The organism is Halobacteriovorax sp. RT-2-6 (assembly GCF_047085025.1).
Lineage (GTDB): Bacteria > Bdellovibrionota > Bacteriovoracia > Bacteriovoracales > Bacteriovoracaceae > Halobacteriovorax_A.
In genome coordinates this window covers 415884-435584 of the sequence record NZ_JBKIYH010000002.1, presented here as the reverse complement: position 1 = coordinate 435584, position 19701 = coordinate 415884, and the positions used below count along the sequence as shown (strand labels likewise).

19 protein-coding genes are annotated in these 19701 nt (G+C 35.5%); 14 read left to right on the top strand and 5 right to left on the bottom strand.

Annotated features, from left to right (window positions below):
* Nucleotides 1–6 precede the first annotated feature (6 nt).
* Entirely contained in the window at nucleotides 7–351 is a 345-nt protein-coding gene (locus ACMAYS_RS10550) for a zinc ribbon domain-containing protein YjdM (protein ID WP_103218225.1), read from the bottom strand.
* Between the two features lie 178 nt (nucleotides 352–529).
* Between ACMAYS_RS10550 and rimK the strand changes: the two genes are divergently transcribed.
* The 6 genes from rimK (at nucleotide 530) to ACMAYS_RS10520 (ending at nucleotide 7031) form a co-directional block, all read left to right on the top strand.
* Complete coding sequence (gene rimK, locus ACMAYS_RS10545; RefSeq protein ID WP_103218224.1) at nucleotides 530–1423, top strand: 30S ribosomal protein S6--L-glutamate ligase; 894 nt, start codon at nucleotides 530–532, stop codon at nucleotides 1421–1423.
* A complete protein-coding gene (locus tag ACMAYS_RS10540) occupies nucleotides 1424–2449 on the top strand; it encodes a succinylglutamate desuccinylase/aspartoacylase family protein (RefSeq protein WP_392992743.1) in 1026 nt (341 codons plus the stop codon).
* 229 nt (nucleotides 2450–2678) lie between these two features.
* Nucleotides 2679–4187: a methyl-accepting chemotaxis protein gene (locus ACMAYS_RS10535; RefSeq protein WP_412463250.1), complete on the top strand. Its 1509-nt coding sequence runs from the start codon at nucleotides 2679–2681 to the stop codon at nucleotides 4185–4187.
* Nucleotides 4188–4203: 16 nt separating this feature from the next.
* Nucleotides 4204–5016 carry a CheR family methyltransferase gene (locus ACMAYS_RS10530; protein WP_412463249.1) on the top strand — a complete coding sequence of 271 codons (813 nt, stop codon included), beginning with the start codon at nucleotides 4204–4206 and terminating at the stop codon, nucleotides 5014–5016.
* Nucleotides 5017–5019: 3 nt separating this feature from the next.
* Entirely contained in the window at nucleotides 5020–5517 is a 498-nt protein-coding gene (locus tag ACMAYS_RS10525) for a chemotaxis protein CheD (RefSeq protein ID WP_412463248.1), read from the top strand.
* The gene (locus ACMAYS_RS10520) at nucleotides 5514–7031 is read left to right on the top strand and encodes a chemotaxis protein CheW (RefSeq protein WP_103218219.1); all 1518 of its coding nucleotides are present in this window, start codon (nucleotides 5514–5516) and stop codon (nucleotides 7029–7031) included. The genes ACMAYS_RS10525 and ACMAYS_RS10520 overlap by 4 nt, the downstream gene beginning before the upstream one ends.
* On the opposite strand, the gene ACMAYS_RS10515 is transcribed toward ACMAYS_RS10520, so the two are convergent.
* From ACMAYS_RS10515 to ACMAYS_RS10505, 3 genes are all read right to left on the bottom strand, one after another.
* On the bottom strand, nucleotides 7028–7654 hold the full coding sequence (locus ACMAYS_RS10515) for a TetR/AcrR family transcriptional regulator (protein ID WP_412463247.1): 627 nt from the start codon (nucleotides 7652–7654) through the stop codon (nucleotides 7028–7030). The genes ACMAYS_RS10520 and ACMAYS_RS10515 overlap by 4 nt on opposite strands.
* Before the next feature lie 78 nt (nucleotides 7655–7732).
* The gene (locus tag ACMAYS_RS10510) at nucleotides 7733–8422 is read right to left on the bottom strand and encodes a cupin domain-containing protein (RefSeq protein WP_412463246.1); all 690 of its coding nucleotides are present in this window, start codon (nucleotides 8420–8422) and stop codon (nucleotides 7733–7735) included.
* Complete coding sequence (locus tag ACMAYS_RS10505) at nucleotides 8419–8949, bottom strand: sigma-70 family RNA polymerase sigma factor (RefSeq protein WP_158246884.1); 531 nt, start codon at nucleotides 8947–8949, stop codon at nucleotides 8419–8421. The genes ACMAYS_RS10510 and ACMAYS_RS10505 overlap by 4 nt, the downstream gene beginning before the upstream one ends.
* A 353-nt stretch (nucleotides 8950–9302) precedes the next feature.
* Here ACMAYS_RS10505 and ACMAYS_RS10500 point away from each other — a divergent pair, with 353 nt between their 5' ends.
* The 7 genes from ACMAYS_RS10500 to ACMAYS_RS10470 are packed head-to-tail and all read left to right on the top strand — an operon-like array spanning nucleotide 9303 to nucleotide 15999.
* On the top strand, nucleotides 9303–10517 hold the full coding sequence (locus tag ACMAYS_RS10500) for a DUF1295 domain-containing protein (protein ID WP_412463245.1): 1215 nt from the start codon (nucleotides 9303–9305) through the stop codon (nucleotides 10515–10517).
* Nucleotides 10517–11755: an NAD(P)/FAD-dependent oxidoreductase gene (locus ACMAYS_RS10495; protein WP_412463244.1), complete on the top strand. Its 1239-nt coding sequence runs from the start codon at nucleotides 10517–10519 to the stop codon at nucleotides 11753–11755. Before ACMAYS_RS10500 ends, ACMAYS_RS10495 begins: the two co-directional genes overlap by 1 nt.
* Nucleotides 11752–12537 carry a DUF1365 domain-containing protein gene (locus ACMAYS_RS10490; protein WP_103218213.1) on the top strand — a complete coding sequence of 262 codons (786 nt, stop codon included), beginning with the start codon at nucleotides 11752–11754 and terminating at the stop codon, nucleotides 12535–12537. The genes ACMAYS_RS10495 and ACMAYS_RS10490 overlap by 4 nt, the downstream gene beginning before the upstream one ends.
* Before the next feature lie 2 nt (nucleotides 12538–12539).
* Nucleotides 12540–13796, top strand: a complete 1257-nt coding sequence (locus tag ACMAYS_RS10485; RefSeq protein ID WP_103218212.1) for an SAM-dependent methyltransferase — start codon at nucleotides 12540–12542, stop codon at nucleotides 13794–13796.
* Between the two features lie 9 nt (nucleotides 13797–13805).
* Nucleotides 13806–14825 carry an SAM-dependent methyltransferase gene (locus tag ACMAYS_RS10480; protein ID WP_412463243.1) on the top strand — a complete coding sequence of 340 codons (1020 nt, stop codon included), beginning with the start codon at nucleotides 13806–13808 and terminating at the stop codon, nucleotides 14823–14825.
* Between the two features lie 21 nt (nucleotides 14826–14846).
* Nucleotides 14847–15539, top strand: coding sequence for a fatty acid desaturase (locus ACMAYS_RS10475; RefSeq protein ID WP_103218210.1), 693 nt, complete (start codon nucleotides 14847–14849; stop codon nucleotides 15537–15539).
* On the top strand, nucleotides 15532–15999 hold the full coding sequence (locus tag ACMAYS_RS10470; RefSeq protein WP_392992712.1) for a chalcone isomerase family protein: 468 nt from the start codon (nucleotides 15532–15534) through the stop codon (nucleotides 15997–15999). The genes ACMAYS_RS10475 and ACMAYS_RS10470 overlap by 8 nt, the downstream gene beginning before the upstream one ends.
* Here ACMAYS_RS10470 and ACMAYS_RS10465 read toward each other — a convergent pair whose 3' ends face one another.
* On the bottom strand, nucleotides 16000–18984 hold the full coding sequence (locus ACMAYS_RS10465) for a hypothetical protein (RefSeq protein WP_412463242.1): 2985 nt from the start codon (nucleotides 18982–18984) through the stop codon (nucleotides 16000–16002).
* 118 nt (nucleotides 18985–19102) lie between these two features.
* Between ACMAYS_RS10465 and ACMAYS_RS10460 the strand changes: the two genes are divergently transcribed.
* Nucleotides 19103–19696: a class I SAM-dependent DNA methyltransferase gene (locus ACMAYS_RS10460; protein ID WP_412463241.1), complete on the top strand. Its 594-nt coding sequence runs from the start codon at nucleotides 19103–19105 to the stop codon at nucleotides 19694–19696.
* Nucleotides 19697–19701: the final 5 nt, after the last annotated feature.

The following is a 19701-nucleotide window of genomic DNA, read 5'->3' as shown; positions in this document are numbered from 1 at the left end:
CTTATATTAAGCTTTTTTTACAACTGAGCACTTAAGATACATCGAACCATGGCCATCGACTTTACAAGAAATGTCGTGTCCATTTACTGGCTCTTCTAGTAGGCGGATATTCTTTACTTTTGTTCCTGACTTAATCGTACCTTTTCCGGCCTTTAGGTCTTTAACAACTGTTACAGAGTCACCATTTTGTAATTGTGCACCGTTAACATCAACAAATTGAGGAGTACTATCTTCTTCAGAGCTAGCATCCAGACTCCATTCATTGAAGCATTCAGGGCAAATCCATAATTGGCCATCGCTATAGGCGTAAGGTGAGCTACATTTTGGGCATGTTTGATTTTCTTCTGTCATGGCATAAGAGTAATACTTAGAACGTTTATTGTAAATATGACTTATCCCCATCAATAAAAAAGTTATTAAAATTTAATTAAAAATTTATGAATTATGTTGACTTTTATCCTCACTGTTCAGTGATTCTGGACTATATTATATAGGTGCAAGATTAGTTTGCTATTTTTATGGAGCATAAATGAATATTTTGATTTTATCTTCTAATAAGAATCTTTACTCTACAAAGAGACTAGTAGAAGAAGCCAAACTTAGAGGTCACCATGTCGAAGTCGCTCGTCCAGACAAATGTTATATGGATGTGGCAACTGGTTCTCCAATGGTTTACTACCGCAAGAGAAAATTAGACAAGGTTGATATTGTTATTCCAAGAATTGGGGCCAGCGTAAGTGCCTATGGTATGGCGATTGTTCGTCAGTTTGAGATGATGGGAGTGTACTGCTTGAACTCGTCCAATGCAATTGGACGCTCAAGAGATAAATTACGCTCACTCCAAATCCTATCTCAAAAGCATCTACCCCTTCCAAAGACAGGAATGGCAAATAATACTCAACAAACTGAGAGCTTAATCAAGCTTGTTGGTGGAGCGCCAATGGTTGTTAAACTTATTGAAGGCTCTCAAGGTAAAGGTGTTATTTTGGCCGAAACGAAGAAAGCTGCAGAGAGTTTGATTGATGCTTTTAGAATTTTAAAGGCAAATTTTCTTGTTCAAGAATTTATTAAAGATGCAAATGGCGCAGATATTCGTTGTTTTGTTGTTGGAGGCAAGGTTATTGGCACAATGATGAGACAAGCGAAAGAAGGTGAGTTCCGCTCAAATATTCATAGAGGTGGAATTGGATCACCTGTGAAGATTACACCGGAAGAAAGAAAAGTTGCTATTGCTGCCGCAAAGGCAATGAAGCTTAATATGGCCGGGGTTGATATAATTCGTTCTGGTACAGGTCCTAAAATATTAGAGGTTAATTCTTCTCCGGGGCTTGAGGGAATTGAAGGTTGTACGAATAAGAATATTGCCGTTCAAATCATCGATTACGTAGAGAAGAATTATACAAAAGTCATAAAGGATAACTAATTGACGGATCAATTATTTAAATTAAAAGTTGAAGAAGTTGAAATTGGCAGACCAATCGTTGAGTTTGTCAATTTCCCTTCTTTTTACGGGCTTCAAAAAGTAAAAGCTCCTATTTATATCTATCGTGCAACAAAGGAGATCTCTCCCTGTGTTGTAGTCACTGCATGTATGCACGGTGATGAAATCAATGGATTAAGAGCAGCCCAACTTTTAATGAAAGGTAAATTGAAACTTTTAAAAGGGACTTTAATAATCATTCCAGCTGTAAATATTTACGGCTTTTTGAATAAGCAACGATACCTTCCTGATCGTAAGGATCTTAATCGTTGTTTTCCTGGTAAAGCAAAGGGGAGCTTTGGTGCTCGCTTTGCAAATTTTATCTTTAAGCAAATAACGAAGTATGGTGATGTCTTTGTCGATCTCCATTCTGGAGGTCCTGGCCGTTTCAATATTCCACAAATCCGATGTGATTTAGAAACAAAGGGAATGCTAGAGCTTGTTAACAATATTAGTATTCCATTGGTCGTTAATAGCACGCTTAGGGATGGTTCTCTAAGAGAGGCCATTAATGATTTAGGTAGGCCTTGTATTGTCTTTGAAGGTGGAGAAGGCTTACGCATTGATGAAACAATTGCAAAGTATGGTGTTAACCTCGTTAAGAGTATTCTTAGTCACTATGGCATGATTAGAACTAAAATGAGTTTTAAAGAAGAAAAATTCATTATTAGAAAAACGAAGTGGATGAGAGCGGCCAAAGGTGGACTATTAATTAATAAGGCCCATCATGGAAAAATTGTAAAAGAAGGCGAGATCGTTGGAGAATTGCGCCAACTTACAGGTGAGCTTATTAGTCGAATCACAATGGAGCACGATGGAGTTATTTTGGGTATAAGCAAGTCATCTGTTGTTATGGCCGGAGATGCTCTCTACAATATTGGCTTCCTTGGTGAAGAATCGCATGAAGAAATCGACGACCTTCAAGAAGGTGATGGTGAGCTTTCAGACTACTTTGATTTTGAAGTTTAAAAATTATTAGTCGTCGTTCTTAATTCCCATTAAATGTGAAAATGAGTAAGTGAATTGCTCAGGTATAATTTTCTTATGTAATTCTATAGTTTAGATACTTAACTTATTGTTTTTACACATGTCACATAAACAACTTACATTTCGATAAAACTGAGTAGTTTAAAATATATGGAGTCATATAATTTCTTTAATAGAAATAACTTTCTCTATGAGGATGTAGGAGACTTATATGACCATGGCAAAAATAAACCAAGAACTTGATTGTCGAAATGTATTTGAAGGAAGTGGAGCTATTTACGATATGCTAGATAAGCTACCGTTTAATGTTATGTATTGCGGAACTGATTTAGTAATCAAATACATTAATCCAAAAAGTTTTGAGAGTTTAAGGGCCATTGAATCTCTTCTGCCTATTCCTGTTGCAGAAATTATTGGTTCAAAAATCGATGTCTTCCATGAGAATCCTATTCATCAACAAAAGCTTTTAGCAAATCCTAAAAATTTACCAATTAAGACTCAGATTAGAATTGGTGATGAATCACTTGAACTAAATGTTGTTGCTGTTATGGATGGTAATGACTACATAGGTGCGATGGTTACATGGGATATCATTACAGAAAAGTTAGTTGCTGATAATCGCAATGCTCAATACAGCTCAATGCTTGATAATATGCCAATCAACGTAATGCTTTCAGATCGAGACTTTAATATCACATATATTAATCCAAAATCGAGACAAACACTTACTTCAATTGAAGGACTATTGCCAATTAAGGTTTCTGAGATTGTTGGAAGTAGTATCGATGTTTTTCATAAGAATCCTGCACACCAAAGAAAAATGTTATCTGATCCATCTAATCTTCCTCATGAAACAAAAATTCATGTTGGAGATGAAATATTAAACTTATTAGTAAGTCCAGTAATGGATATGAATAATACTTACCAGGGAGCAATGGTTACTTGGGATGTTATTACAGAAGATGAAAGAATTAAAAAGGCCATCAATGAACTGGCCAAGGAAATGAAAGATAGCACAGAGGATATTTCGACAAAATCATCGAATGTTGCTGAAGGTGCTGTATCTCTTGGTGCAACAACTGAGGAGATGAACGCTTCAGTTGAAGAGTTAACAGCATCGATTAATTCGATCGCTCAAAACGCTAAATCTGCTAATGAAATTGCCGAGCTTACTTCTACAGAAGCACAAGAGGGAGCGAAGTCAATACATGAAGCTGTTGAAGCAATGGAAATTATAACAAGATCATCGGAAGAGATTAGTGAGATTGTAGAAGTTATTCGTGAAATCGCAAGTCAAACAAATCTTTTAGCATTCAATGCTGCTATTGAAGCGGCAAGAGCTGGAGAGCATGGTGCTGGCTTCTCTGTTGTTGCAGATGAGGTTAGAAAGTTAGCAGAGCGCTCTTCACAAGCAACGAAAGAGATCTCAAAGCTTATTAATGATTCTGTTAAGAAAATTTCTGAGGGGAGTCAAATCTCTAAGAAGGCCGGTGAGGCATTTTCAAAAATTGTCGACGGGGTTAATAATACGAATCACTCAATTGCTGAAATTTCTAGTGCCACGCAAGAACAACTTCTTGCAGCAAAAGAGGTAAGTGAGGCCGTACAACAAGTTGCATCTGAAACAGAAAACTCAGCTGCGGCATCTGAGTCAATTGCCATGGCCACTCGCAGTCTAGCTGATGGTGCAAAAAGACTTAGTGACTTAATCCAAGATTAAGAGAAAGGTTTTGCGAATGATTTACTTAATGGAGCTAAATAGTAATCAAATGGAAAAGATTATTGACCTCGTTCACTTCCATACAGGAATTACTATTTCTCCATCAAAAAAAAGTATGCTGCAAGGTCGAATTAGACAGAGGCTTAAGGCACTGGAGTTAGAAAGTTATGATGATTATATTGCTTATCTACAAACTGATATTAATGAAAAGCAAGAATTCATCAATATTATAACGACTAATGAGACAACATTTTTTAGAACTGAGAAAGTATGGAAATACTTTCAAGAAGAATTTTTGATTAATTGGAAAAATTCTTTACCAGTAAAAATTTGGTCAGCAGCATCTTCTACGGGTGAAGAAGCTTATTCTATTGCGATGTCTTGTGAAGAGCATAAAAAGATTAAGTCTAGCTTTCAATACGAAATCGTTGGGACAGATATTTCGACAAAAGTTTTAAAATATGCCCAAGACGCAAGATATAGTGGTCGAAATATTAATAATTTTAAGGAACGACATACAAAACTCTTTCAAACTTACTTCAATGAAGATGATGAGTTTGCAGAAGTTGTTCCCGAGTTGAAGAAGAATACGTCTTTCTCAAGTCACAATTTATTTTCAATTCCTAAAGGTAATATTGCTCAATTTGATATTGTCTTTTTAAGAAATGTTTTGATTTATTTTAAGCAAGAAGATCAAAAACAAGTAATTAATAATATTTCAAGAGCAATGAAGCCTGGAGCAATTCTAATTCTTGGAGAATCAGAAAGCTTGAACGGACTTTCTAGTGAATTTGAGTATGTGCATCCTCAAACTTATAAAAAGAAGTAGGGTATGAGAAGAAATGAGCGAGAGTATATTCATGTACGTATCGGCGAAATAAAATTCGGTAAAGCTGGAGCTATCTTACAGGCTACTTTGGGTTCATGTTTAGGGATCGCTATCATCGATAAGGTTAAAAGAACATGTGGGCTAGCTCATTGTTTCTTGCCACAAGGAGAAGAATCATCTCCTGAACACCAGCCTGGAAAGTACGTTGTAGATGCAATTCCATACCTTTTAGATAAATTACATCTAAATGAAAGAGCTGAAACAGATTTTGATATCTATCTTGCGGGTGGTGGAAATATGATGGCCCAACTTAAACAAAGAAATGTCGATCATATTGGACAGTTGAATAAGGCCAAGGCCCTCGAAGTATTAAAAGAAAGAAACCTTCCAATTCGAAAAATTATGGATGGGGAAGAGCTAGCCAGTAAAATTATAATTGATTGTGATAGCTTAGAAATAAAAATGATTCGTATTAACGAGAAGTTGGAAAAGAAGATATGAATGAATTAAAAGAAGTTGAAGTTTTAGATACAATTGAAAAATATGAATCAAATATATTTGCTTCATTTACTTTAATGGGTAATGAGTTTGTTCTTGATATTACTGCAGTTCAAGAAGTTGTCAATTATCCAGAGTCTCTATTTCCAATGCCTCTTGCTCCAGACTATCTAGAGGGGATATTTAACTTAAGAGGGATGATTATCCCGATTTTAAGCTTATCCAAGTTATTAAATCTTTCAGGTGATAATCAGCAAGACTTAACAGCTTCTAAAGTAGCAATTGTTAATGTCCACGGCATTAGTGTTGGAGTTTCTTTCGATTCGACAGGAGAGATCTTAAGAGCTGAGAAGTCAGAAATCAGTATGTTTGAAATTACTGATAGTAGTGATATTACTCAAGTTGTTAAAGGTGCAATTAAAAGAGATATGGGAAAGCGTATTTATCAAATTCTTGAACCATCTCAGATTATTAAGATTAGAAATTTGGCCAGACTTGGGAGCTACGATTCATTCAGACAAGAAGTAGATCGACGACTTAAGGTTCAAAGCCAACATAAAAAATGTATTTCATTTCGAGTTAATGAAGTTCCTTTGGCAATAGAAATTACTTCTATTAATGAAATTATCAATATGCAAGATATTGAACATTCGGCATTTGCATCGAAGCTCTGTTTAGGATTAGTAAATTTGAGAGGAACGACGATTCCTGTGTTAAGTTTTTCTCGCATTCTAGGTCTAGAGTCGACAGATAAAGAAGGGATTGATCAAAAAATCCTAATAATCAAAATCGATAGTGAATACTTTGGTCTTGTCGTTGATTCTCTTGATGCGATTACTTTCTATGATGATGAGGGAGTCATGCCTGTTCCTGTTTTTTCGTCAAAGCGCTCCAATATGTTTCTTGGGGGAATTGAGACTAGTGAAAATGGAATGACTTTCTTAATCGATCATATGGAAATTTTAAATAACAGTGAAATTAAAGAGATTACAAAAAGCCATTCTGAGATTTATAAGGCCTCACATGAGGAAGAAGAAATGAAGAAGGTTGAAATGAAGTTAGAATCATTTGTTACATTTGATTTTGGTTATCATTTCGGTCTTGCCGTAAGTGAGGTGCGTGAAATTATTGAAAAACCACAAGATATTCTCACAACTCCAGGTGCTCCTTCACATGTTATTGGAGTCTATAACTTACGAGATCAACTAATTACTATTATTGATGCTCGTCGTATGTATGGAATTAAGGAAGATCGTGAAGAGCAGGTTAGTAAGTCTAAAAAGGTTATTATTTTAGAGGCCGATGAGAGAGGTGAGAATTACGCTCTTTTAGTAGATGAAATTGATAGTATTGTAAAAATCGATATGCTTAACAAAATGAAGATGCCAAGTATATTATCTAAAATCTCAGGTCAACTTGATCAGGATGTTTCTGAAATTATCCGTGATACTAACGGATCAGGTGTTGTGATTTTAAACCATGAAGCAATTATTAGAAGAATTGAAACATCTGTTTAGTAGCGTCTTTCAATAAGGAGTGAATTTCTAATATATGATGTGATGAGAATATCTAGTTCTCTATCAAGTTCAAAATTATGAAACTTATCTGGGCTAAACTCAAGATAGCTTCTTATCACTCCTCTCAAAGAGCTAATGATGATATCGATGGGAACTTCTGATTTAATCTCAGAGCTTTTATAAAAGTGATTCTCAATAAGGGTTTGAGTTTCACGAGTTACATATATGAATTTTTTCTCAACTTTAGGATGTCTTTTATAGAATAGGATAAGTTTCCTTAGCTCAAGATTTCGTCGATAATTATCTAAAACAAGCTTTAAAAATTTATGAAACTCTGCTTCAATATTCTCTCTTATTGAGTCGTCATTAAAGAAATTTCCATAGGTAAGAAGGTCTTGATCGAGCTGATTGTTGATTAGCTCAACAATGATTTCATCTTTATTTTTAAAGTGATTGTAGACACTTCCAATACTAACTCCGGCCATGCGTGCAATCTTATTTGTCGTTAACTTACATGCTGGGTTATGCTGCAAAAATAGGTCTGTAGCCTGTAGTATACACTTGCGCGTATTGGCCGTGCGAACTTGCTCATGCTTATATTGTGAATTTAGTCTATCTTCCATACTCGTCATAAGAGTATTTTACTTTATCTAGAACAATATTGAAATAAAAAACGTTTAGTGTTTTTTAGTTTAGTTCAACTATGAACGCTTTAAGTACCACCAGAGAAGTCGATTTAGCGGCGCAAAAACTCCGTGGAGAAAGTTCAAACGATTTTCAACCCAAGATATTACCAAGCAGCCATCTTCACTTGTTGTCGATGGTTCATGAGTATCAGATTCTTCAAATGTAGAGAAATCTCCAGTATCAAGCTTGTGGCCATCACTGCTATAGTAACCGTCAAGAACATAGCTATACTCTCTGCCATGGTGACCGTGTTTAGGAATTGTTTCCCCTGGCCCAAGGTAGATAAAGAATAGACCACCGGCCTTGCCTGAAGTAACTTGTGCAACGGCGCTATTTTGTCCGAACTCTTTCCAGTGAATTTCCTTATCGGAAATAAAAGAGAGAGTGTCTGGTAATGTGAAGACCTTATTGTGAAAGCTTATCTTCGAAGGCCCTGGTGCAGGTTTCTTAAGCTTCGGTTCAGAGGCTTCAATACTGTTAAGTATATTATTGAAAATGTCATCACTATCTTCTTGCGTTAATTTGAGATGTGAACTTGAGTGAAAGAATTCATCTGCTTGTTTTTCAAGCTCTGAAGCTGCTTGCATACGACAAGCTTCACATCCATTTAAATGAGTCTTTACTAGAAGACCTAGTCCGGCATCTAGTTCACCAGATTCATATTTTTTTATTAAATCAATGCCTGGATGATAAAGTTTTCTCACTTTTCCTCCAATATAATCTTTAAGTTTTTTATGGCCAAGCGAATACGGGACTTAACGGTTCCTAGAGGGAGCTTCTCTTGATCGGCATATTCTTTTTGCGTTAATCCTTGTTGGTAAACTCCATTAAGGACTTCCTGTTGTTCACTTGAAAGTTTAGTTATCATTTCTTTTGTATATGCTAGGTGATAGATATCTTCACTATTGTAGTCTTCATCTTCTTGCTGCAGAAGATGTTCATCATCAAAAATATCATCAGCACCAATAATACTTAAGGGGTCACGACTTTGTTTTCTGAGCATATCGTACTTTTGATTTCTCACAATCGCATAAACCCAAGTATTAATATTTCCTTTTTCATTATTGTAAAGTTGGGCATTCTTCCATATTTTAAGCATGACCTCTTGGGCCATGTCGGCAGCTTGCTCCTTAGAAAGTCCTCCCTTAATTCCATATCCAATTATTTTTGGATAATAGAAATCAAAAAGCTTTTTAAAAGCTTCCTTTGATTTCTCATTCGCAATTTGCATAAGCAAATGCTCTATATCGATAAGACTTAACTGCACTTTTTCTGCTCTCCCAATAATAGGAATTATTGTAGCATAATTTATGCACGTGTTACTTAGTAAGTCATTTGCTGCACTAAATGCCTTCATATTACTTGATACGTCAAACTCTCATATTTGGATCACAGCAAAAAAAAATAATTATAAGTAGCTAATAATAGTGATAGAAATGACTTTTTTTTTCAGGAAGTGATCCATTCTCTTTGATCCGCCGTACCTATAAGCATAAGACAAATAAAGGATCGACCGTGTTTGAACTAATCATGCTTATTCTATTTTTAGTGCTTCTATATTTCACGATAGGGTGGTTCATTTCTTTGAATATTAAAATATTCTCATATTTAGACTTTTACTGGAGCTCAAGTTTTCTGATCGTTGTTGGCACACTATTATTTTCTCGACCGCAATTAGCAGAATCGGCCAATGCTCTAATACTATGTCTACTTTATACATTTTGGTCTCTTCGCTTAAGTTCACATTTATTTCAAAGAATTAGAAAAACGGGGGAAGATAGTCGCTATTTAAATTTAAAGAAAAAGTGGAAGGTCATGTATGGTGTCTATCTCTATGGACTCTTTGTCGCAGAGGGCATTTTAACAGTGATCTTATCGGCTCCTCTGTTTCTTTTAGGGCCAGGGGAGATTACAATTTTTAATCTTGTGGCAATACTTCTTTTTGCTGGCGCTCTTATTGGAGAGCTAATAGCAGATGGCCAACTAAAACGTTTTGTATCCAATAAGGATAATAAAGGTAAAGTTTGTGATATCGGATTATGGAAGTACTCTCGTCATCCGAATTACTTCTTTGAAACATTAATCTGGTTATCGTATGGGATTTATGGACTAGATCTGAGCCGCCCCATCTCTCTTGTCGGCTTCGTCCCATATATTATCATGCTCTACCTAATTACTTGTGTAACAGGGGTTCCTCCAGCGGAGGAGTCGTCATTAAAGACTAAAGGTGAACGTTATCGAGATTATCAATTAAGAACAAATCGCTTCTTAATATGGTTTCCAAAGAAAGTCGTAAAAGTAGCCTTAATCGTTTGTTTAATTGGAGGAGTTACAGTGAAGGAATTAAGAGCACAAGATCTAAATACTCAAAATCAACAAGCACAGAGAATTGAAAAGGTATTTAATGAGCTAAGAGCAGATAATATTGATATTCTGGATGGCTTTTATGCCCAAAAAACTCTCTTCATTGACCCAATAGGAGAACATAAAGGGCTTAAAGAGGTAAAGGCCTACTATCAGGGAATTTATCAGGGAGTTGAAGACATTCGTTTCGAATTTTCTGAAATTATTTCAAATGGTAATCATCATGTTGCAGTTTGGAAGATGATTCTAACTACTCCTAATTTGAACTCTGGTAAACCAGTTATCTTACATGGAAACTCTGTTATTAAATTTAATGATGATGGACTAGTTAGTTATCATCGAGACTATTTTGATATGGGTGAATTTATCTATCAGCATATACCAGTACTAGGTTCACTTATAAAGTACATCAAAAATAGGCTAAAGGGGCAGTAATGAGAATTGCAATTATTGGCTCTGGTATTTCTGGGCTTACATGTGCCTATAAACTTTCGAAAAAGCACGATATAACGCTATTTGAGGCCAATGATTATCTTGGTGGTCACACTCATACACATGAAATTGATTATGAAGGAGAAGAGTTTAGAATAGATACCGGCTTTATTGTTTTTAATAAGAAGACTTATCCTAATTTCTTGCGCCTAATGGAAGAGCTTGATGTCGCTTATAAGCCTACAACCATGAGCTTTAGTGTTCATTGCGACAAGACTGGGCTGGAATATAATGGAACGACACTAAATACTTTATTTGCTCAAAGAAGAAATCTCTTCAGACCTTGGTTTTATTCGATGATTAATGGAATTATTGACTTTAATAAGAAGGCCAAGGAATTCTTGTCTAATGATTCTGGCGATATTTCCCTTTCTCATTTCTTTGAAACAAGAGGTGTAAAGAAGAGTGTCATTGAATATTATATCGTACCAATGATGGCCGCCGTGTGGTCGACTGACCCTATTGATGTTTGGCGCTTTCCTGCAAAATTTGTTTTACGTTTCTTTGAAAACCATGGTTTTTTAGAAGTTGATGATAGACCTCAATGGTATGTCATTGATGGTGGCTCAAATTCTTATATAAAGAAAATGCTGGCCCATTTTAAGGATTCAGTAAGGCTAAACACTCCAGTGAAAAGTATTACTCGTGAGCAAGGTCAAGTAATTATTGAAACCAATATAGGACGTGAAAGCTTCGATCAAGTTATCATTGCAACACATTCTGATACAGCATTAAAGTTATTAGCTGATCCTTCAGAGAAAGAAGCTGAGCTACTTTCTGCAATTCCTTATGTTGCGAATCCAACATTCTTGCATACTGACGACAGTTTTCTACCTAAGAGATCTCTTGCTGTAGCGGCATGGAACTATCAATTACCTGTTGAAAAGTCTGTTGGCTCCACTGTGACTTACAATATGAATATTCTACAAGGAATAAATTTTCATAAGAATTTCAATGTTACCTTAAATCCATATCGACCAATTAAGAATGAAGCAATTCTAAAAGAACTAAATTATATGCACCCCTTATTTACTCTCGACGGGATGAGGGCGCAGGCCAAATGGCACGAGATTAGTGGGCATAATCGCACACATTATTGTGGTGCCTATTGGAGAAATGGATTCCATGAAGATGGTGTCTTTAGTGCATTAAGAGTTATCGAGAAATTGGAGGAGTTATGAACTCATGTCTTTATCAAGGCAGTGTCGTGCATTCTCGCTCCTTACCAAAGAAACATTACTTTAAATATAATCTTTTTCTCGTTTATTTAGATCTAGATGAGATTGAAAACTTTTTTTCTATGTCACGCTTTTGGTCATATCTTAAACGTAACCTTTGCTATTTTAAAAGAAGTGACTATCACGGTGATACAAGTAAGGACCTTAAGGACGAAGTATTAAATACTGTTGCAAAACATCTAGGGCGCAACACTGATGGCCCAGTTAGAATGTTGACTAGCCTAAGGTACTTTGGCCATTGCTTTAATCCTGTAACATTCTACTACTGCTTTAATAAGAACAATGAGATTGAAGCGATCATGGCCGAGATTGAAAATACTCCATGGGGTGAAAGGTTTTGCTATGTTGTGGATGCAAGAAAAAGTCTTTCCGTAAATGACATTGAAGCTGCTTTCAAGAAAGAATTTCATGTCTCACCATTTTTTCCAATGTCTCTTGCATATCAGTGGAGTTTTTCTCTTCCTAGTGAAGTTTTGAAAATCAAAATGGATACATTTGATAAGGATGAAAGTGTTTTCTTCGCAAGCATGAATCTTAAGAAAGTACAGGCATCAAAAAAATCTCTCAATAGAATGTTACTAAAATTTCCATTTATGACAGTGAAGGTAGTTTTAGGAATATATTTTCAAGCATTCAAGTTGTGGGTAAAAGGAATTCCTTTTTATGATCACCCAAATCCAGATAGTCGAAGAAGTCTATTTTCACAAGCGAATATAAAGGAGTAGTTATGAAACCAGATATAAAAACAATAGAGAAATCACAATTGCTCAATAAGGATCAAAGGCCAGGTATTCTTCTTAGAACTCTTCGAGATGGGATTATAAAGAAATTGGCCTTACTAGAAAATGTTCGTCTAACGATATATGTTGGCGATGAAAAACATATCCTAGGTCGAGGAGAGCAACGAATTAGTGCTGAAATGATCATTCATGACCAAACTTTCTTCACAGATATTTTTATCAAAGGCTCAATTGGAGCAGCAGAATCCTATATCTTAAAGAAGTGGGATACACCGAATTTAAGTAATGTCATGAGAGCTTTTGCTATTAATAAGACACTTTTAAGTGAAATGGATGCAGGGTTTGTAAACCTTTTAAAGCCTGCTCGTTTTATTGAGTATTGGCAAAACAGAAATACAATTGATGGTTCAAAAAAGAATATTGAGGCCCATTATGATTTACCTGACGAATTATTTAAGCACTTTCTCGATGACTCGATGATGTATTCAAGTGCAATTTTTGCAAATGAAAATTCAACGCTAGAAGAGGCCCAGCAGTATAAACTTAAAACTATCGGTGAAAGACTCAATATTAGAGCAGGTGATCATATTCTTGAAATTGGTACGGGTTGGGGCGCACTTGCCATTCATCTGGCCCAAGCATATGACTGCCATGTAACAACAACAACGATTTCGGAAAATCAATATATTGAAGCAGAAAGAAGGATTAAAGCAGCAGGTCTTGAGGATCGAATTACACTTTTAAAAAAGGATTATCGTCTCTTAGAAGGTAAGTATGATCGAGTTGTTTCTATTGAGATGATTGAAGCAGTTGGTGAGAAGTTCTTGAACACTTATATTCAAAAAATATCAGATGTATTAAAGGAAGATGGTCTTGCCCTTTTACAGATTATTACGATTAATGACCAAGAATATGATCGTGCAGTGAAAGAATTAGATTTTATTAAGAAATTTATTTTTCCTGGAAGCTTTATTCCTTCAATTCATGCGGTCTTAGGTTCTGCAAAGAAAGTAACTGATTTACGTTTATACTCTCAAATTGACTTTGCTCAGGATTATGTACGAACACTTGAAGAATGGCAAAATCGTTTTAATCACGAAACTTATAAAATTCCAAAGCTCGGTGAGGATGAACAATTTAAAAGACTTTGGAACTTTTATTTTTCATATTGCATTGGCGGATTTAGTGAAAGGGCCATTGGTGTTTCTCACTTAGTATTTGGAAAACCACTATACAGATCTTAGGAGGATAAGATGTCTATATTAATGAATGCCGCAGAAAGAGGTTATATACCTGATCCATTAATTAGAATGGGGATTAGAAAGCTCATTAAGCAAAGAAAGGATGAGATTAATAAAAATTTAGAATTTCACAAGTCTGGAATTATAAATGACTTTAATAAATCACTAATTGCCGAGGACGTTGATAAAGCAAATGAACAACATTATGAGCTACCTCCTGAATTTTTTAAATTAGTTCTAGGTGCTAATCTTAAGTACTCAAGTGCATTATTTGATAATGGAATAACATCACTTGATGAGGCAGAGAGTGCGATGCTTGAAAAGTATTGTGAAAGAGCGCAAATTGTCGATGGAATGGACATTCTGGAGCTTGGTTGTGGGTGGGGTTCTCTGAGTCTTTTTCTTGCAAGAAAATTCCCAAACTCAAAAATTACAGCTATCTCAAATTCAAATGGACAAAGAGAGTTTATTGAAGAGCGTATTAAAGAGCGTTCATTAAATAATTTAGAGATTAAAACTTGCGACATAAATGATTTTAATATCGAAAATAAGTTTGATCGAATTGTCTCAATTGAAATGTTCGAACATATGAGAAATTATTATTCGTTATTTAAGAAAGTCGCGTCCTGGCTAAAAGATGACGGAAGATTATTTATCCATATCTTCTGTCATAAAGATGCTTCTTATTTCTTTGAAACACAAGGTGAAGACAATTGGATGGGCCGCTACTTTTTTACTGGTGGTGTTATGCCAAGTTTTGATCTTTTTGAAAAGGTTCAGGATAGCTTTAAATTAGTTGAAAAATGGAAAGTTAATGGCGCTAATTATCAAGAAACTTCTGAGCAGTGGTTTCTGAATATGGAAAAAAAGCGCAGTGAAATTATGAAAGTCATGGCCAATACATACGGTGAAGATCAGGCAAATATTTGGTTTCATCGTTGGAAAATTTTCTTTGCTTCATGCGCGGAGCTTTTTGGTTATGACAATGGTGAAGAGTGGTTTGTAGGACACTTCCTATTTGAAAAGAAATAGTCGAATTCGACGGAGAAAGTAATGGTTTTTGCAATAAGCTTTTTAGTTATACATTGGTACTTATCGCTGTTTTGTCAGTCTTTCTATTTACATCGCTATATTTCGCATGGCCTTTGTAAGCTAACTCCTGCATGGGATAAGTTTTTCTTAATCTTGACGATTCTCTCGCAAGGTCCAAGCTTTCTTCGTCCACAGCATTACCGTACATTGCATTTAAATCATCACAAGCATTCAGATGTAGTTGGAGACCCGCATTCTCCTGTTGTTAGTAAAAATATTATCTCTATGATGTTACAAACTTATAGAGAGTACATGAGCGCAGAGACACAAGAAGAGAGGTATCCTAGTGTTGTTGCTATTGCCGATTCCGTATTCGTCAGGTTGCTCTTTGTCGTGTTATATGCGCTCATGTATTTATTATTCACTGATTCATATTGGTATCTATTACTTGTTCCTATCCATAGCTTTTTAGGTCCTATTCATGGTGCTATTGTGAACTGGTGTGGTCATAAATATGGCTATCGTAATCATGATCTCGATGATCATTCAAAGAATACACTTATAATTGATTTTCTTATGATGGGGGAGCTGTATCAAAATAATCATCATGCAAACGAGCATAGCTTGAATTTTGCAGATAAGAAATTTGAGTTTGATTTCACTTTTATTGCTCTTAAGTTTTTGAAAAAGGCAAAGGTGGTGAGCTATGAATAGATTAATTAGTAAACTTTTATTGCTTGGAGTTCTTTCCTTGTATGCAAGTGCTGTCAGTAATGATTTACGCTTAGTTGGGAAAGGCGTACTTTCCTATTTTGTTTGGGATGTCTATGAGGTGTCTTATTTAACAAGTGTTGATAAAAAGGTAGAGCTAATAAAGATTAAGTATTTGCGAGACATTGATAAGTCTTTATCTCAAAAGGGGTGGAGAGAATCTTTAAAGAACTACAAAGATGTTGATAAGCAACTTAAGGATCTTGTCGAAAGTAGTGTCGATGTAACAGAAGGGGATATTATATCTATCTATAAGATTAATGGTGACGATGTAATTATTAAAAAAAATGAAAAAGTTATTCTAGAGAAAAAAGATGATAAGAAACTTTATTCATTGGCCCACGCTCCATGGATTGGTGAATATCCTGTGGATTCAGATTTAAAGAGAGACCTCCTAAAGTAATTATATCCAGGCCAAGGCACCTGCACTATAGTTACTCGTATTCTTCTGTGTTTCTCTATCTAGGTCTTTATTTACCTTCTCAACAGAGTCGTTCAATGCTTTTTGGATGAGGAGTTGTTCTTGTCTTGTAAATTCAAGTCGCTCTTTTACACCTATAATAAGATCTATTTTTCCCTTATTGATTTGAGATGGCATTTTAGTAGCTATCGTAAGGTTCTTAAGCTTTGAGTGAGGAATTTTTCCATCTCCAATACCTGTTAAAATCTTTCTAAGATGCTTTTCAACTAATTCACCGTGGACGGCCAAATTTGTACGTTCACTTTGTTTCACACCTGATGGAATAAAGCTTAGTCGATATTGCGATGGATTTTCTTGGGCAGAAAACCGACTAACAAGTGCAACCTCATCCTTAGCTGTAAGTTGTTTTGAAGGTATCATGACACAGTCGTCACCACTGCAAGCGTCAAAATATTCAATTTGTCTTTCATCTAAGACATCTTTTACGATTTGGTTAAATTTAGTTTTAATCTGATCAAATGTAGTAGTAACCTGTTGTTCACCTGCTCTCGTTGCTTTTATGATATCCCTAGGGGATTGGTTTTCAGTTCTCAATATATCAAGTGCAACTTGACGTATATTTCTTGCACCCATTCCTGTGATATCACCTGACATGCCACCAAAACTTGCTGTGTTTAGGTTTGCGTTTACTCGTTGCTTTAACCAAAGTCCAGGAGTTAAAGAATCGAGATTTCTGATGTAATTCATAAGATCTTGGCCATCTTGGATTGATAGCTTGCTTCCAAAGCGACGATTGAGTTCATTTGCCAGTGTTTCGCCATGGCCATTTAGTGGACCAGTTATTTTTCTTGCAACCTCAAATACTTCAAGTGTTGGAATATAGTTTTGTGATTGCCCAACCTTCTCAATAAGTCCTACTCTAGATAGTGGATGGTTTGTATTGAGTTTAGTATTGTACTTAGTGATATTCTTAACTTCTTCCTCTATTGTGAATTTTACTTTTTGAAAATTTGCAATCTGTCCTGAACGATCTATTGAGCGACTTCTCTTTGCTGCCTGTCCTGCTTCGTCTGCAGTTTCTCCAATGCCGGCCTGAAACCAACCCCTTATGTTTTCATTTGCTGGTATTCCTTCCATTGTCTTTACCATGTTGGCAAATTCACTATTTGCTTCTTGGTAGACGCTATTTAATTCTTTAGTTAGTTGTGCTTTAATATCACTTGATAGTTCTTTTGGTGCAAATGCAAAACGCATCGACTTGAAGTCTGAATATACTTCAATATCAATATTTGGGTACTTCTTTAAAAGCTCATTTATTTTAGTTGCAACAATAGTTTTATGTGCATTTGTTAGAGCTGTGACAAGACTTTTATCTCCAATCGTATCATTAAGTCTTTTAAGTGCTGAATTTTCAATATCTAAATAGAGAGATGCATTTGTTGCGCTGGCATTTTTAATCCAACGTCCGTTCAGCTCTACTCCTGTAAGGACATAGTTTTCATACTTTGTGATAAAGTCTGTCTTAGATGTTATTTTATAACTTGGGTCATTAAATACAGACTGACGATAGAGGTCTCTTTTCCTTATTCCATTTAAGTCATAATCGATACCTGTGCCTGAAGGAGTGTAGCGAATTGCTTTTGTTGCAACTTTTACGCCGCTACCTACGAGTTCTCCTGTTACTGAAAGAGGGGCAAGTAGAAGGGTGAAATCTCTTTCAAATTTTCGATCTTCATAATGTCTGGCGGTTGTTAAACCTGAATTGAATGCTAATGCCGCATCTTCATAACGATTTTGCGCAATACTTATCCCAATCGTTTCGGAAGCAATACCAACTCCAATAATACATCCAACACCGGCCGTGAAGGCACAAATTCCACCGCCTATTAAGGCAGCACCAGCAAGAGCAAGGTCTGTTTTTATCTCATTGAAGTCTTCTTGATCCTTCAAGTCTTGCGAAATATCGCACAAAACTTTCGTCGCACCACGATTTTTTATAAATGAGTTTAGGATATTATCATTTCGAATTAACGTTACATCATCCTCTTTATCTTGTTGTGTAAGCTTATCAATTGATTGTTTCGTTTGCTCACTCAACTTTGAAATTACTTTTGTAACTTCATTAAGTATCTCTTTGTTGTCTTCGTTACCTCTAAGATCGATATGTGCGAGTATTGGGTTTTTTGCTAATTTTTCGTGATATTCACTTTTTAACTGATCACGGTACTTTGACATTTTATTTTTCACTGCTTTAGTGAGTTTATTTTGATGAAAGGACTCACAAGTGTATCGCCCCTTTGAGGGGATAAAGCGATATGAAGTAGGAGATATTTGTTCAATACACTTATTCTTATCAGCATTTTCTTTGAACCAGCTTTGTGTAAAGTGATGCTTTATCGCGTTTGCTTCTTCTTCAATTTTTAATTTCTCGTCTTTAGTAAGAGATTTCAAATCTTTATTTTGAAACTTATGCTTTATTGAAGCATTATAAAGTGTTGGCATCATCCCTTGATAATTAGGTGGTGGAACCATCATGGACATGGTTGCTCTTAGTTTTGGAATTTCCGTTCTAATTGTCTTAAGTATTGTCTCTCTAATCTTAAGACATTCCGGACGAGAATTATGTAAGCATTCTCTTAGTTTCTCTAAGTATGATTTGTTTATCTTTAGCTCACTAATGGTATATTCTTTAAGTTCACTTAGAATGTTGTCTTCATAAATACTTCTTTCTATTGCACTTGCAGTCTTAGACAGTGATGTTAAATTATCAAAGTAATTGATACGTCCATTTTCGCATCCAATATAGTATTCATCGTTATGATTATTTGAAGTGATTCTTTGGCAGGCCGCTATTTCATATTCTTGGTGAGACTCTATGGACGAGCTACTTTGCACTGAAGTATTTATTGTAATAATACCTGTAAATAGCAGTAAGAGCCTCATCCTCATGTCCATATTATCGACCATTTATGTTTTTTTTCTTAGCTTTATCTTAAGGTGAACAGGATGAAAAAATATGACTTTTAACATGTTTTTTGATTAGATATTATAACGTTTAGAAATTAGTCATTTATGGAGAAAAAATATGTCACATTTTAATCATGCGGCCAACACTTGGGACACTGAAGATAAGATTGCCCTAATGCAAACACTTGCAGAGAAAACTAGAGAACGTTTGAAACTGACTCAAAAAGTTGACCTTCTTGACTTTGGTTGTGGAACTGGTCTCTTTGGTCTTGAGTTCATTGATGATGCAAAAAGTATTACAGGTGTTGATACTTCGACAGGAATGTTAGAGGTATTTGATAAAAAATCGAGTGACTTTGATCATATTAATTCGATTAATATTGATTTAGAAAATCAAGAGCTTGATAAAAAATTTGATCTAATTATTAGCTCAATGACATTTCATCATCTCGATTCGCCAGCAAAAATGACTGCAAAACTTGCTGCCATGTTAAATGAAGGTGGTCAGATGGCCATCGTTGATCTTGAATCAGAAGATGGAAGCTTTCATCCAGACCCTAAAGGGATGGGTGTCAAACATTTCGGATTTTCTAATGATGAAATCGTTTCATGGGCAGATAAAGCAAATCTAAATGTAAAGATCGAAACAATTAATTCACGTACAAAGAACGGTCGTGAGTACAATCAATTCTTAGCAGTGTTTTATAAGTAGGTAAT

What these genes read in the sequence shown, in the direction of transcription:
- ACMAYS_RS10550 (WP_103218225.1), bottom strand. Translation starts at nt 351, where the DNA reads ATGACAGAAGAAAATCAAACATGCCCAAAATGTAGCTCACCTTACGCC.
- rimK (WP_103218224.1), top strand. Translation starts at nt 530, where the DNA reads ATGAATATTTTGATTTTATCTTCTAATAAGAATCTTTACTCTACAAAG.
- ACMAYS_RS10535 (WP_412463250.1), top strand. Translation starts at nt 2,679, where the DNA reads ATGACCATGGCAAAAATAAACCAAGAACTTGATTGTCGAAATGTATTT.
- ACMAYS_RS10530 (WP_412463249.1), top strand. Translation starts at nt 4,204, where the DNA reads ATGATTTACTTAATGGAGCTAAATAGTAATCAAATGGAAAAGATTATT.
- ACMAYS_RS10525 (WP_412463248.1), top strand. Translation starts at nt 5,020, where the DNA reads ATGAGAAGAAATGAGCGAGAGTATATTCATGTACGTATCGGCGAAATA.
- ACMAYS_RS10520 (WP_103218219.1), top strand. Translation starts at nt 5,514, where the DNA reads ATGAATGAATTAAAAGAAGTTGAAGTTTTAGATACAATTGAAAAATAT.
- ACMAYS_RS10515 (WP_412463247.1), bottom strand. Translation starts at nt 7,654, where the DNA reads ATGGAAGATAGACTAAATTCACAATATAAGCATGAGCAAGTTCGCACG.
- ACMAYS_RS10505 (WP_158246884.1), bottom strand. Translation starts at nt 8,949, where the DNA reads ATGCAAATTGCGAATGAGAAATCAAAGGAAGCTTTTAAAAAGCTTTTT.
- ACMAYS_RS10495 (WP_412463244.1), top strand. Translation starts at nt 10,517, where the DNA reads ATGAGAATTGCAATTATTGGCTCTGGTATTTCTGGGCTTACATGTGCC.
- ACMAYS_RS10490 (WP_103218213.1), top strand. Translation starts at nt 11,752, where the DNA reads ATGAACTCATGTCTTTATCAAGGCAGTGTCGTGCATTCTCGCTCCTTA.
- ACMAYS_RS10485 (WP_103218212.1), top strand. Translation starts at nt 12,540, where the DNA reads ATGAAACCAGATATAAAAACAATAGAGAAATCACAATTGCTCAATAAG.
- ACMAYS_RS10480 (WP_412463243.1), top strand. Translation starts at nt 13,806, where the DNA reads ATGTCTATATTAATGAATGCCGCAGAAAGAGGTTATATACCTGATCCA.
- ACMAYS_RS10475 (WP_103218210.1), top strand. Translation starts at nt 14,847, where the DNA reads ATGGTTTTTGCAATAAGCTTTTTAGTTATACATTGGTACTTATCGCTG.
- ACMAYS_RS10470 (WP_392992712.1), top strand. Translation starts at nt 15,532, where the DNA reads ATGAATAGATTAATTAGTAAACTTTTATTGCTTGGAGTTCTTTCCTTG.
- ACMAYS_RS10465 (WP_412463242.1), bottom strand. Translation starts at nt 18,984, where the DNA reads ATGGTCGATAATATGGACATGAGGATGAGGCTCTTACTGCTATTTACA.
- ACMAYS_RS10460 (WP_412463241.1), top strand. Translation starts at nt 19,103, where the DNA reads ATGTCACATTTTAATCATGCGGCCAACACTTGGGACACTGAAGATAAG.